This is a genomic window from Psychroflexus lacisalsi, assembly GCF_020164495.1.
GTDB classification, from domain to species: Bacteria; Bacteroidota; Bacteroidia; order Flavobacteriales; family Flavobacteriaceae; genus Psychroflexus; species Psychroflexus lacisalsi.
Window position 1 is genome coordinate 14,744 of record NZ_JAIQYZ010000005.1, and the last position, 13,616, is coordinate 28,359.

Annotated in this window: 7 protein-coding genes; 4 read left to right on the forward strand and 3 right to left on the reverse strand. The window is 39.4% G+C overall.

Going from position 1 to position 13,616, the window contains the following annotated elements; all coding sequences use genetic code 11:
- Positions 1-641: 641 nt before the first annotated feature.
- Positions 642-2,471 (forward strand): DUF885 domain-containing protein, encoded by a 1,830-nt coding sequence (locus LB449_RS11720; protein ID WP_224455290.1) that lies wholly within the window; start codon positions 642-644, stop codon positions 2,469-2,471.
- Between the two features lie 56 nt (positions 2,472-2,527).
- On the opposite strand, the gene LB449_RS11725 is transcribed toward LB449_RS11720, so the two are convergent.
- On the reverse strand, positions 2,528-3,754 hold the full coding sequence (locus tag LB449_RS11725) for a metallophosphoesterase (RefSeq protein WP_224455291.1): 1,227 nt from the start codon (positions 3,752-3,754) through the stop codon (positions 2,528-2,530).
- A 712-nt stretch (positions 3,755-4,466) separates the two neighbouring features.
- Between LB449_RS11725 and polA the strand changes: the two genes are divergently transcribed.
- Entirely contained in the window at positions 4,467-7,289 is a 2,823-nt protein-coding gene (polA, locus tag LB449_RS11730) for a DNA polymerase I (protein WP_224455292.1), read from the forward strand.
- Positions 7,290-7,379: 90 nt separating this feature from the next.
- Here polA and LB449_RS11735 read toward each other — a convergent pair whose 3' ends face one another.
- The gene (locus LB449_RS11735) at positions 7,380-10,346 is read right to left on the reverse strand and encodes a leucine--tRNA ligase (RefSeq protein WP_224455293.1); all 2,967 of its coding nucleotides are present in this window, start codon (positions 10,344-10,346) and stop codon (positions 7,380-7,382) included.
- Between the two features lie 322 nt (positions 10,347-10,668).
- On the opposite strand from LB449_RS11735, the gene LB449_RS11740 reads away from it, so the two are divergent.
- A complete protein-coding gene (locus LB449_RS11740) occupies positions 10,669-11,829 on the forward strand; it encodes a serine hydrolase domain-containing protein (protein ID WP_224455294.1) in 1,161 nt (386 codons plus the stop codon).
- A gap of 28 nt (positions 11,830-11,857) precedes the next feature.
- Here LB449_RS11740 and LB449_RS11745 read toward each other — a convergent pair whose 3' ends face one another.
- Positions 11,858-12,427, reverse strand: coding sequence for a hypothetical protein (locus tag LB449_RS11745; protein ID WP_224455295.1), 570 nt, complete (start codon positions 12,425-12,427; stop codon positions 11,858-11,860).
- A gap of 307 nt (positions 12,428-12,734) precedes the next feature.
- Between LB449_RS11745 and LB449_RS11750 the strand changes: the two genes are divergently transcribed.
- A complete protein-coding gene (locus tag LB449_RS11750) occupies positions 12,735-13,613 on the forward strand; it encodes a cell division protein FtsX (protein WP_224455296.1) in 879 nt (292 codons plus the stop codon).
- Positions 13,614-13,616 lie beyond the last annotated feature (3 nt).

Genomic DNA, 13,616 nt, shown 5'->3' on the forward strand with positions numbered 1-13,616 from the left:
AAAGAAAACAATAGAAAGCTTACTTTTTTCGGGCTTCCTTTGATAGGGTCTTCAAATGCATTTGGATCTGGTATCGATGGATTTGCAAAACGCCTTCCGTCGGCTATTTCATTTCAGAACGCACTTCCATCGATATCAATTTTAGTTTTGCAACACCCAATGATTTAACTCTGAATGATGTCAATTCTTATGCTTTTATTCCAACGATTAGAAATAATTTTTTCAATAAAAAAAACTTAGACTATTTGGAGAAATCGGTTACAGACTTGAAACTATAAAATACAATGCAGATAATAGCCTATAGTGATCTGCAAGTCATAGAAATTTGAGTGGAAGTATTTCAATCCTCAATATTGGCATTGGTTTCAACTACTTCTTCAATGAGGCAATCGGGTTGGAAGTTCTGCTTCCTTATCTCTGTACTACCAATATCACTTAAGAATCTATAAACGTACTTTATTCAGGAATTGGACCAACATTAGGAGTGATTTTCGTGATCAATTAGCTGTAAGACATATGTATACGAGGTTACTCCTCTTCTGAATTTGCCTTAAGACAGTTTAGAGTGAAGATGACTTTTTTGGACGCTATTTAAAGCCTTAAAAATATTAACTTTAGATTCTAATTTTAAATTTAAACGCATGTCAACACAACTCAAACTATCATTTCTGCTGATGGCTTTCCTTTTCATAGGAATCTCCTGTCAGAAACCCACCAAAAAAGAAGATGTCAATGAAAAATTGACCTCCTGGCTAGATGAAAAACACGAAGAATCCCTTCAGAAAAGCCCTCTAAGATTAATGGCTTTAGGAAGAAAAGACCGTTATGACGACATTGACGACATGAGTCTTCAAGCTTTGGAAGATGAAGCAAAGTGGATGCAGGAAAGTGTAAATGAACTTGAAGCAGAATTCAACTACGATGAGCTTGATCAACAAGGCAAACTATCTTACGATTTGTGGATGTATCAAAATGACATGAAACAAAAAGAGGTGAAATATGCTCCTATGGAATATGTCTTTGACCAAATGACGTCTATTCATACCCGCCTTCCCAATATGTTGATCAACTTTCATAAAGTAGACAGCCTTCAAGACATGAAGGCTTACATCAGCCGAGTGGAAAAAATGGGGAGAGCTTCAGAACAATTATTGACAAGAGCAAAATCCCAAGCCGAGAATAATATTCTACCTCCACGATTTGCTTTAGAAATTGTTCAAAAACAATCTAGGTCTCTCATAGAAGGACACCCATTTGATGATAGTGAAAAAGCTTCAGCCATCTTTCAAGACATGACCAAAAAAATAGAAGCATTAGTTGAAGACGAATTAGTTTCAGAAGAAAAGGCTGAAGAACTCAAAGAATCTTCAAGACAAAGCTTACTAAAAGTCTTCAAGCCTGCTTACGAAAATCTAATCGCCTGGACCGAAAAAGAACTTCCCAATACAGAGGAAAAACCATCAGGAGTAAGTCGTCATGAGAATGGTGCAGAGTATTATGATTATAAATTAAGTGCTTCCACCACTACCAACCTCACCGCCGATGAAATTCATAATATCGGTCTCGAAGAAGTGAAACGCATCCAGGAAGAGATGAAAGCTATCAAAGCCGAAGTGGGTTTTGATGGCGATCTGCAAGCATTTTTCAAATTTATAAATGAAGATGAACAGTTTTATTTTCCCAATACAGACGAGGGTCGTCAGGCTTATCTCGATCTAGCTACCAAATACATTGACGAAATCACCGAAAAACTTCCGGACTATTTTGGCATCTTACCAAAAGCGGATTTAGAGGTAAAACGTGTAGAAGCCTTTAGAGAGCAAGATGGCGCACCTCAGCATTATATGGCAGGAACTCCAGATGGATCCAGACCGGGGACCTATTATGTCCACCTGTCCGACATGACTTCCATGCCAAAATCAACTTTGGAAGGTGTAGCTTATCACGAGGGAAACCCTGGTCATCACATGCAGATTTCTATCGCTCAGGAACTAGAAGATATCCCAAAATTTAGAACGCAAGGCGGCTACAATGCTTATGTAGAAGGCTGGGCACTGTACTCTGAAAAACTCGCCAAAGAAATGGGACAATACGAAAATCCTTATTACGATTTTGGACGTTTAGTCAACGAAATCTGGAGAGCAATTCGTCTTGTCGTTGACACAGGATTACACTCCAAAGGATGGACCGAAGCAAACGCTATAAAATATTTTAGTGAAAATTCATCCGTTTCCAAAGGGGCTATCCAGGCAGAAGTGAGACGCTACATGGTCATTCCTGGTCAAGCCACTGGCTATAAAATTGGTATGCTCAAGATTGGTGAACTAAGACAAAAAGCAGAACAGGAACTCGGTGAAAATTTCAACATCAAAGAATTTCATGACTTAATTCTTGGTAGTGGAGCTTTACCATTAAATTATCTGGAACAGCAAGTGGATTCCTGGATAGAGCAAAATAAAGGAAACGCTTAAAATCTTGTTTTGAAAATTGAAAACGTAAAAGCGCAACTTATCGAGTTGCGCTTTTTTTATACTTCAGAAGCAGATTTACGCTTTAGCTTGATCACGGTAATTTCTGGCCATATACCTACCCTTCCAGGATATGCCAAATACCCAAAACCACGGTTCACATTGATGAAACGCTTTGCATTTTTGTATAAACCAGCCCATTGGTCATAACGGTATTGTACCGGACTCCACTTGAACCAGCCTGGGATTTCAATCCCAAATTGCATCCCATGCGTGTGTCCACTTAAAGTCAGTTGAACATCTTTTTCATGCGTTTTGATCACCTCATCCCAATGAGAAGGATCATGACTCATCAGGATTTTAAAATCCTTGGGGTCTACACCATCAGCAGCTTTATCAAAATCACCGGCTCTTTTAAAACCTCCCTTCCCCCAATTTTCAACACCTATTAATTTGAGTTTACTTTCTCCACGCTTTATTTCTCTATTTTCATTTCTTAACAAATCCCAGCCCATCTCAGCATGAATATTCAAGAGAGCTTCAAAATTTTCCTGTTTCTTATCTTTACTATCAAAATCATAATAATCCCCATAATCATGATTCCCCAAAATGGAGAACACGCCGTCTTTAGCCTTCAACTTCTTAAAAACCGAAGTCCAGGGTGTCATTTCATCCGCCAAATTATTGACCAAATCTCCCGTAAACAAAATCGCATCTGAGTTTTGCTCATTCACTAGATTTATCGCATATTCTATTTTTTTAGTATTATCGAAACTCCCGCTATGGATATCGCTTAGTTGCGTAATTTGGTAACCATCAAAAGCTTCAGGAAGGTTGTCGAATTCCAGTTCGTAAGACAAAACTTTAAAATTATACTTTCCTTTATACATCCCGTATAGCAGGGACAGGAAAGGAATCGCGCCCAAACCAAGCGCGATAGTACTGATGAATTTCCGCCGTGAAGGCAAATGATCAGGGGAAGAGGTGGACAATTTCCGGTAAATAAAAATAGAGCCCCTTACTATATCTTCACCAAACATCCACAAAATCACGCTCAGCTTAAGTGCCATAATACTCAGAAAAAAACCAATCATATAGGCGCGAAACCCTGTCAAAGATCCGTGAGGACTTGGCTGGTAGAAAGAGTAAAACAGCAATCCCAAAACAACTACCGTTACCCCCACATATACAGAAAGGCTCCACCAAAATTTGAAAAGCGTCCTAAACGCCTGGAAAGCATAGACTTCCAATGCCAACAAAATGACAATTGTAATGATCCACCGCATCTTTTTTTGTGCAAATATATCTCTGACAAAAGCTTAAGCACCTGATTTATATAAAGTTTTAGAAGATTTTATTCTGAATTTAATCCTGCTAGATTTCAAGTGTTGAAGACCACTAAAACTTAGTCTAAACTTAATGCAGGTATCTGCCTCCGTTTTCCACTGAAGGAGACAATGAAGATTCGTGATTTAAATAAAAATGAATCCCTTGTGTCCTCTGTGGCTCTATGGTAAAATCACACTAGTTTTTCCTCCTAACAAATTCAAAATAAACCATCCCTTAAGATGTCAGGGCTACGCCCCTAATCTTTAAAGAATCAGTTCAATAAAAATAAGCTAATGAGCCAGTGTGCAGAACCATTGAATCTTTATGATTAAAAGTATCGTATAATCAAAGGGGCAGAGCCCCAAAATCTTCGTAATAAAAAGACATACAATATAATAGAAGGGGCAGAGCCCTGAAATAATTCACCGCAAAGACACAAATCCCACTTGTAATAAATTTTATTATTCCTTTTTAGAGTGCAACTTGTTCAAGTTAGAGCGGAGTCGAGAACCAGATTTATTTTAGCTTTAGTTAATCCTAAGCACCTGTCGAAGGACACAAAGGAAATCAAAGGGGGCACAGCGCCCCGAAATCTTCGTAAACAAACCTCAACTTCCATTTGGGCTAAGCCATAATTTCAGTTAAATTTACATTCAACAAAACAGACTTATGGCTTCCAAAAAACGACTTTTCTTAGTAGACGCATACGCAATGATATTCCGCGGGTATTACGCCCTCATCAAAAATCCAAGAATCAATTCCAAAGGCCAGGATACCTCAGCCATCATGGGATTTATGAATTCATTGTTTGATGTCATCAAACGTGAAAACCCAGACCATCTGGCGGTTTGTTTCGATAAAGACGGCAGCAAGGAACGCAAGGAAATGTATGAGGAGTATAAAGCCAATAGAGACGAAACGCCCACAGTCATCAAAGAATCTATTCCTATTATTCAGAACATTCTTCACGCTATGGAAATTCCAGTCGTTGAGATTTCCGGTATGGAAGCCGATGATATTATAGGAACTCTAGCTAAACAAGCAGAGAAGCAAAACTATGAAGTTCATATGGTAACCCCGGATAAAGACTTTGCACAGTTAGTGTCAGAAAATATATTTATGCAACGCCCTGCACGAATGGGTAACGGTGTTGAGAAATGGGGTATTCCCGAAGTTCAAAAGAAGTTTGGAGTGGAACGCCCCGAACAGGTTATTGACTTTTTAGGAATGATGGGAGATTCAGCCGATAATATCCCTGGGCTTCCTGGAGTTGGCGAAAAAACGGCTAAAAAATTCCTGCAACAATTTGGATCCATGGAAGCCCTCTTGGACAATACCGGCCAGCTGAAGGGTAAAATGAAAGAGAAAGTCGAAGACAACGCAGAGCTAGGTCGCTTGTCTAAAAAGCTAGCTACCATCTTTACCGATTGTGATGTCACCTTCGATGAAGAGAAATATGAGGTCTCCCCTCCTGATGTGGAGAAAGTGCTGGAGATTTTCAAAGACCTAGAGTTCCGAAGGTTGACTGAGCAGTTCGTCAAAATGTACAACAAAGGCGAAGCTGCTACAGAAGAACCTTCTTCCAAAACGGCTTCTTCCAAAACCGCAGGTGCTGGTCAGTTCTCCTTGTTTGGCAACGACACCGATGCTTCCAATGTTGATCCTTCCGATTTTGACGGTTATAAAACTTTAAAAAATACCGATCACCATTACCAATATGTAAAAGGAAACATGTCTGTAAAGTTATTTATGGACAAACTCATGAAACAAACTTCGGTGTGTTTTGATACTGAAACTACCAGCCTGAAAACACTGGATGCAGAATTGGTGGGAATAGCATTTTCCTGGGAAGCACACAAAGGCTATTATGTCGCTTTCCCCGAAGATCCAGAGAAAGCTCAGGAGTTGGTTGAAGTCCTTAGACCTTTCTTTGAATCTGAGGAGATCGAAAAAATTGGTCAGAATTTAAAGTATGATATCAAAGTCTTAGCTAATTATAAGTTGAAAGTCAAAGGACCTCTGTTTGATACCATGCTGGCGCATTACATCATCAATCCAGACATGCGTCACAATATGAATATTCTGGCGGAAACTTACCTCAACTACTCCCCACAACCTATTGAAGATCTCATTGGCAAAGGAAAAAACCAAAAGTCGATGCGAAGCGTTGATCTCGAAGACCAAACCCAATATGCGGTAGAAGATGCCGATATCACCTTTCAGCTGAAAACCTTTTTTGACAAAGAATTGAAAGAAGCCTCCAATGAGCCGTTATTCAAAGACATGGAAATTCCATTACTTCGTGTATTGGCTGCCATGGAACTAGAAGGCATCAATCTGGATAAATCGGCTTTAGAAAACATTTCAGAAAAGCTGAATGAAGATATCGAGCGCCTGGAAAAATCAGTCTATGAGGAAGCAGAGGAAGAATTCAATATCGGGTCTCCAAAACAATTAGGAGAAATTTTATTTGGAAAATTGGAAATTGCAAAAAAGCCCAAGAAAACCAAGTCTGGACAATATTCCACCGCAGAAGATGTCTTGTCTGACTATAAGAAAGACCATAAAATCGTAAGAGAAGTACTGGAGTGGAGACAGCTCTCTAAATTAAAGAGCACCTATGTGGATGCTTTGCCAAAGCAAATTCATCCAAGAACCAAACGGGTTCATACCGAATTTATGCAAACCGTTGCGGCTACTGGTCGCCTAAGCTCCAATAATCCCAACCTGCAAAATATCCCCATACGAACCGAGCGCGGACGTGAAGTAAGAAAGGCGTTTGTGCCTAAGGACGAAAATTATGTCCTTCTTGCTGCCGATTACTCCCAGATAGAGCTTAGAATTATCGCGTCTTTAAGTCAGGAAGAAACCATGATCAATGCCTTTAAAAATGGAGAAGACATTCACGCTTCTACCGCAGCTAAAGTGTTTGATGTAGATATCAAAGACGTGACACGGGAACAACGAAGCAACGCCAAAACCGTTAATTTTGGGATCATCTATGGTGTTTCTGCGTTTGGCTTGAGCAATCAAACCGACTTGAATAGGACAGAATCCAAAGAGCTGATAGAAACCTACTACAAAACCTATCCAAAACTCAGGGATTATATCGACGATCAGGTAGAATTTGCAAAGGAACATGGCTACGTAAAAACAGTAATGGGCAGACGTCGATACCTTAAAGACATCAATGCCAAAAATAATGTAGTACGCAGTGCAGCCGAACGAAATGCGGTAAATGCTCCCGTACAGGGAAGTGCTGCCGACATCATTAAGGTCGCCATGATTAATATTTATGAGGCCATGGAAGAGAAAAACTATAAGTCCAAAATGCTCCTTCAGGTGCATGATGAATTGATTTTTGATGCACACAAAGACGAACTGGAAGAGCTAAAAGCTTTGGTAAACGACAAAATGGAACACGCTTTTAAACTTGATGTTCCACTAGATGTCGATATGGGAACAGGCCAAAACTGGCTGGAGGCGCATTAAAATATTAAAGCCTTGTCATTTTAAATTTATAGATATAAAAACAAAACTCCCGAAATATCGGGAGTTTTGTTTTTAGAATAAGGTTCATCGTTAACCCACAATATTCACAATCTTACCGGGAACGATGATTACCTTTTTAGGGGTTCTGCCATCCAGTTGTTTTTGGGTGCGTTCATCTGCCATGACGATCTCTTCTAATTTGTCTTTGCTCAAATCTAAGGACAGGTCCATGGTAAACCTCATCTTCCCATTAAAAGATATGGGATAGGTTTTGGAATCCTCCTTGAGGTACTTTTCATCAAAAAGAGGATACTGTACTTCAGAAATACTTCCGGAATGTCCTAAGCGCTCCCACAATTCTTCAGCGATATGCGGCGCGTAGGGAGAAATTAATACGGCTAATGGTTCCAAGATTTCTCTTGAATTACACTTTTGCTGAGACAACTCATTCACGCAAATCATAAAAGTGGATACCGAAGTATTAAAGCTAAAGTCTTCGATATCCTGAGTTACCTTTTTGATCGTTTTATGTAGAGTTTTTAAGGCCTCTTTGGATGCTGGTTCTTCAGAAACTGAAAACTGATCTCCATCGTGGTATAATTTCCAAAGTTTTTTCAGGAAGTTATGCACTCCAGAAAGCCCGGCAGTATTCCAAGGCTTGGCCTGTTCCAGTGGACCCAGGAACATTTCATAAAGCCTTAAGCTGTCGGCTCCATATTCCTCACACACATCATCCGGATTGACCACGTTGAATTTGGACTTGGACATTTTTTCGACTTCGCGACCCACGGTAAATTTCCCCAACTCATTAGTGATAAAGTGGGCATCTTTAAATTTTGGTTTTATGTTTTTTAAACTTTCTATATCTAACTGATTAGAAGCATTGACTACTGAAACATCAACATGCAACGGTGAAAAATGAGAAGATTGAGTTTTAGATGACTTCAATTGAACGCCATCCAATATCTTGTAGATTTGATTAGCAACAGATTCGCTATAATTGATCAACATTTCTTCATTACGTATGGATTCGTCAATAATAGATTTAGAAACAAATACTGTTTTAAAATTCTCACCTTCTACATTATAATTCCACCTATAAACAAAAGCACTCTCCCCTAAAATCATCCCCTGGTTGATCAATTTTTTAAAAGGTTCATTCACAGGTAGGACTCCTTTGTCGTTCAGGAATTTGGTCCAGAACCGCGAGTATAGCAAGTGACCAGTCGCGTGTTCGCTACCTCCGATATATAAGTCAACGCTGTTCCAATACTCCAAAGCTTTTTCTGAAGCAATATGTTGGTCGCGGTTGTTTTGTTCTTCCATATAGCGAAACAAATACCAGGAGCTTCCCGCCCAGCCTGGCATGGTGTTAAGTTCTAATGGGAAAACAGTTTTGTGGTCGGTCTTGTCATTAGAAACTACCTTATTACTTTTAGTATCCCAAGCCCAGTCGTTAGCTCTTCCTAATGGTGGAGCACCATCTTCAGTAGGTAAGTATTTTTCCACTTCTGGTAATTCTAAGGGAAGGTGTTTTTCATCGATCATTTTAGGAAGTCCGTTGACGTAATACACAGGAAACGGTTCGCCCCAATAGCGTTGTCTGGAAAAGACGGCGTCTCTTAATCTGTAGTTGACTTTCTTCTCCCCTTGCCCTAGTTTTTGCAAAGCCTCGATAGCTTTAGGAATAGCTTCCAAAACACCTAAGCCATTCAGGAAGTCAGAGTTAGCGATTTTAGTCGCATTGGTCTTGTCGGCGTAGGCTTCTTGAGAAATATCAATGCCATCAAACACGTTTGGAATTGAGATGCCAAAGTGATTGGCAAAATCGTGATCTCGTTGATCACCACAAGGGACGGCCATGACAGCTCCAGTTCCATAACCCGCCAAGACATAATCGCCAATCCAAATCGGTAGTGGCTCTTTAGTCAATGGATGCTCAGCATAAGCTCCTGTGAATGCACCGGTGATAGTTTTGACATCGGCCATACGTTCGCGTTCGCTTCGCTTGGCCGCTGCTTTTATATAAACTTCTACTTCTTCTTTCTGCTCGGGAGTCGTGATTTGAGTCACCAAATCGTGTTCTGGCGCCAGTACCATAAAGGAAACACCGTAAATGGTGTCGGGTCTTGTAGTGAAAGCTTCAATTAAAGATTTTGAATTCTTAATATTGAATTTAAGCTGTGCTCCTACCGATTTTCCGATCCAGTTTTTCTGAGTTTCTTTAAGGCTTTCGCTCCAATCTAAATTATCTAATCCTGAAAGCAGACGTTCAGCAAAAGCTGAAATACGCATGCTCCACTGTTTCATTTTTTTGCGGGTCACAGGATGGCCGCCACGTTCTGAAACTCCGTTCACAATTTCATCATTAGCCAACACAGTCCCTAGTGCCGGACACCAGTTCACTTCGGTTTCGGCGAGGTAAGTGAGTCGGTAGTTGAGTAAAATTTCTTCTTTTTGTTCTTCTGAAAACGCTGACCATTCGCTAGCAGAAAAAGCAGGCGTATCTTCATCACAAACGGCATCGATTTTTGAATTGCCTTGGTTTTCAAAAATGGAAATTAATTCTGAAATGGCTTTGGATTTCTGTACATCAGCGTCATACCAACTTTCAAACAACTGAATAAAAATCCATTGTGTCCATTTGTAATACTTAGGATCGCTAGTGCGCACTTCCCGACTCCAATCGAATGAAAATCCGATTTTATCGAGTTGCTCACGATAGCGTTTAATATTGGTTTCAGTGGTTTTAGCGGGATGCTGACCAGTTTGAATCGCATACTGCTCGGCTGGCAAACCAAAAGAATCGTAACCCTGCGGATGCAAAACGTTGAAACCTTTATGACGCTTGAATCTCGCGTAGATATCACTGGCAATATAACCGAGTGGATGCCCAACGTGGAGTCCCGCACCAGATGGATAAGGAAACATGTCCAACACATAAAACGGCGGCTTTGGCTCTCCTTCAAAATCTTGTGGTTGCTTAGCCCTAAAGGTTTGATGCTCTGCCCAATACTTCTGCCATTTCTGCTCTATTGCTTTATAATCGTACGCCATAATAAGTCTGCTTATTTACAAGTCGCAAAACTAATATATATGACATTAACTCCTAGCCGAGAGAGGAATTTAAATTGCTGATGTGGTGACTTTTGATTGGTGGTAGGAAAAATTGATTCAGCTCATTAGTCATGTGTCTTGAGTCAAATGTGCTTACCTAAATATCGTTGACTGTTTTAATGTATGATTCGACATTAAGTTTACATTATTCGGCATTTTAAGGTTATAGCTGAAGAAATGCAATTTCATTCTGATTAGAATTTAAGGTGAATGTAACGGTATTTGATATTAATTTATACTTTTAGCTTCAAATCTATATGAAATGAAATTTATCCTCAATTTTTTTAAAGTCGTTGTTGTGTTTTTAATTTTACTCGTTGCGGTCCTATACATCACAGACACCGATTATCTGATTAAAGCCGTACGTACCATTTATTTGCAAGGGCATACGACGGCATTTTTAGATGATTATAAACGTTTTGATAATCAAGTTATCGATGCTGGAACTCCTCAGGACTGGCCAAAACATAAAGACTATAATTCTGTAAGTGAAACGAAAGCTCTTCAAGAAGCTAATCAAGATTGGGGAACAGTAGCTTATGTGATCATTAAAAACGACAGTATTTATTTTGAGAACTACTATGATGGTTATGATACCGATTCAAAATCTAACTCATTTTCTATGGCTAAAAGTTATGTGTCTGGATTATTGGGTAAAGCTATCATGCAAGGCCACATCAAAAGTTTAGATCAACCCGTTTGCGATTTTTTACCAGCTTTTTGTGAGGGTAAAGCTGCAAAAATGACGGTTGGTGATTTATCAAGTATGGCATCGGGTACCAATTGGGACGAAGCTTATTATTCGCCATTGTCCATCACCACACGTGCTTATTTTGACGATGATTTACGAAAAGTGATTAATGGATTGGAAGTTGTAAATTCTCCAGGGCAAGCCTACAAATATGCCAGTGGTGATACGCAAATGTTGGCCATGGTCATTGAAAAAGCAACAGGTAAAAAAATGTACGATTATCTCACCGAGAGTTTCTGGAAACCCTTAGGATCGGAAAATCCAGCTTTATGGCAGGTAGACAGTGACGAAGAGGATTTAGTAAAAGCTTATTGCTGTATAGCAAGTAATGCCAAAGATTTTGCGCGATATGGAAAGTTGTATAAAGACCATGGAAAATGGAATGGAAAACAAATTCTGGATTCTGCTTTTGTCTCTAAATCCTTAACACCGCGTTTTCCTTCTAGTCCAGAATATGGCTATGGGTGGTGGCTGAAAAACCAAAATGGTAAAGATTATTTTATGATGCGTGGCCACCTTGGCCAATACGTTATTGTGCAACCAGATGACAACCTAATTATAGTTCGATTAGGACATCAAAAATCACCTGATGCTGGTGTTGGAGCTTATACAGAGGATATTTCCTTATATATTGATGAAGCCTATAAAATGATGAATCAGGAGAAAAGTTAATGGAAAGATTCAATTTCAAAATTGAAAATTAGAATCTATAGCCGATGTAGACATCCCCAGTGGCTAGAAATTCATTTGGGCTTTCCCCAAGTAAATTTCTTCCTACGCCCAATTTGAGTTGAAATACAAATCCATTTGAATTTATCCACTTAGATCCAACAGCAAAACCTGGAGCTACTTCAAAAAAAGTATCGTCTTCTCTAACGAAATCACCCTGTTGATTATAATTAAAACTGTCGTCTTCTCCAATGTGGAAATAAGAAAAAGCTTCTACAAAAAAACCACGACCCTTAAATTCAGGATTTTTCCCAAAATAAAAGCGATAATAAGGAATAAGGCCAAATTTTTCATAGTCGATATTATCGTCGAAATTCACCATAAGAGAAACCCCATAACCTGAGGTTTGCGAGTTGACATATTCATAACTTACGTCCAAAAACCCACTAGCAAGTAGCTTAATTGCCCCTAATCTGAGTTCGTGTACTTTTTCGTAGTTGTTTTTTGAGATGGAATCTACAGTTTCAGGCATTTCTTTTTCCTGAGCAAAAGAAAAAAAGACGCTAATAAGTAATAAAACAAAAGTGATTATTGATTTCATGAAGTTGATTTTGGATAGTTAATGCGAATATATAACAAAACAAGACTCGATATTTTTAATTTTCGATTCTAAGCCCTGGCATTACGAGTTTCTCCCGCGCTCCCGATAGGAGTGAAAACCCCGCAAAGGCTGAGCGCTCTAGGTCGAGCTTGTAGCGATTGACCAACGGAAAAGACGCTACGGGCTCTAGACCTAGAAGTGAAGCCTGCGGAGTTGAAGCGGATAGCGGGAAATAGCGGCCATGAAATTAATTTGGTGCAGCGTCGTTATAATGCTATAGTTTTATATTTTTACCAAAATTTATTGAGTGGCTTCTTCTTTTGAAAAATACCAAAAACGACGATTAATTACCTCCTACTTTTCGGTGGTGATCAGTATCGCATTAGTGCTGTTTTTGGTGGGTTTGCTTGCACTTTTGGTGCTGAATACCAAAAAAGTTGCCGACCACTTTAAGGAACAAATCGCCTTATCCATCTACCTCAAGGACACGGCAAAAGAGGTCGAAATTGATCAATTACAGAAGTCTTTAGCGATGGCAGAATACACCAAAAATATAGATTTTGTATCCAAAGAGGAGGCGGCGAAAGCCTACAGCAAGGAAATTGGAGAGGATTTTATGGAGTTTTTGGGATATAATCCCTTGCAAAATTCTGTGGACGTGTATTTTAATGCAGATTATGTTTCTGAAACCAAAATTGCTGAAATTTCCAGAGACCTAAGTGAAAAGGAATTTGTAGATGAAATCATTTACGACAAACCCCTGATTGCCTTACTAAACGACAATATCAAGCGATTGAGCTTTTGGATCCTGGCGGTCAGTGGATTGCTAACGTTCATCGCGGTGTTGCTCATCAACAGCTCAATACGACTTTCGGTTTATGCCAAGCGGTTTACCATCAAAACCATGCAAATGGTGGGGGCGACCAAGCGTTTTATCCGTAAACCATTCATATTAAAAAGCTTGAAATTGGGAATTATTGGATCGACCATTTCTTTGATTGGGATGGGTGTGGTCTTATATTACCTGGACCAAAGTTTTCCTGAGCTCAACCTGATCAGTGATGAAATCTTGCTAGCTGCTATTTTTGCTGGAGTGCTTGTTTTGGGAATTTTGATTTCCTGGCTCAGTACTTTTTTTGCCACACAGCGCTTTTTAAATTTAAAAACTGACGAATTGTACTACTAATCA

What these genes read in the sequence shown, in the direction of transcription:
- LB449_RS11735 (WP_224455293.1), bottom strand. Translation starts at nt 10,346, where the DNA reads ATGGCGTACGATTATAAAGCAATAGAGCAGAAATGGCAGAAGTATTGG.
- LB449_RS11725 (WP_224455291.1), bottom strand. Translation starts at nt 3,754, where the DNA reads ATGCGGTGGATCATTACAATTGTCATTTTGTTGGCATTGGAAGTCTAT.
- LB449_RS11720 (WP_224455290.1), top strand. Translation starts at nt 642, where the DNA reads ATGTCAACACAACTCAAACTATCATTTCTGCTGATGGCTTTCCTTTTC.
- LB449_RS11745 (WP_224455295.1), bottom strand. Translation starts at nt 12,427, where the DNA reads ATGAAATCAATAATCACTTTTGTTTTATTACTTATTAGCGTCTTTTTT.
- LB449_RS11740 (WP_224455294.1), top strand. Translation starts at nt 10,669, where the DNA reads ATGAAATTTATCCTCAATTTTTTTAAAGTCGTTGTTGTGTTTTTAATT.
- polA (WP_224455292.1), top strand. Translation starts at nt 4,467, where the DNA reads ATGGCTTCCAAAAAACGACTTTTCTTAGTAGACGCATACGCAATGATA.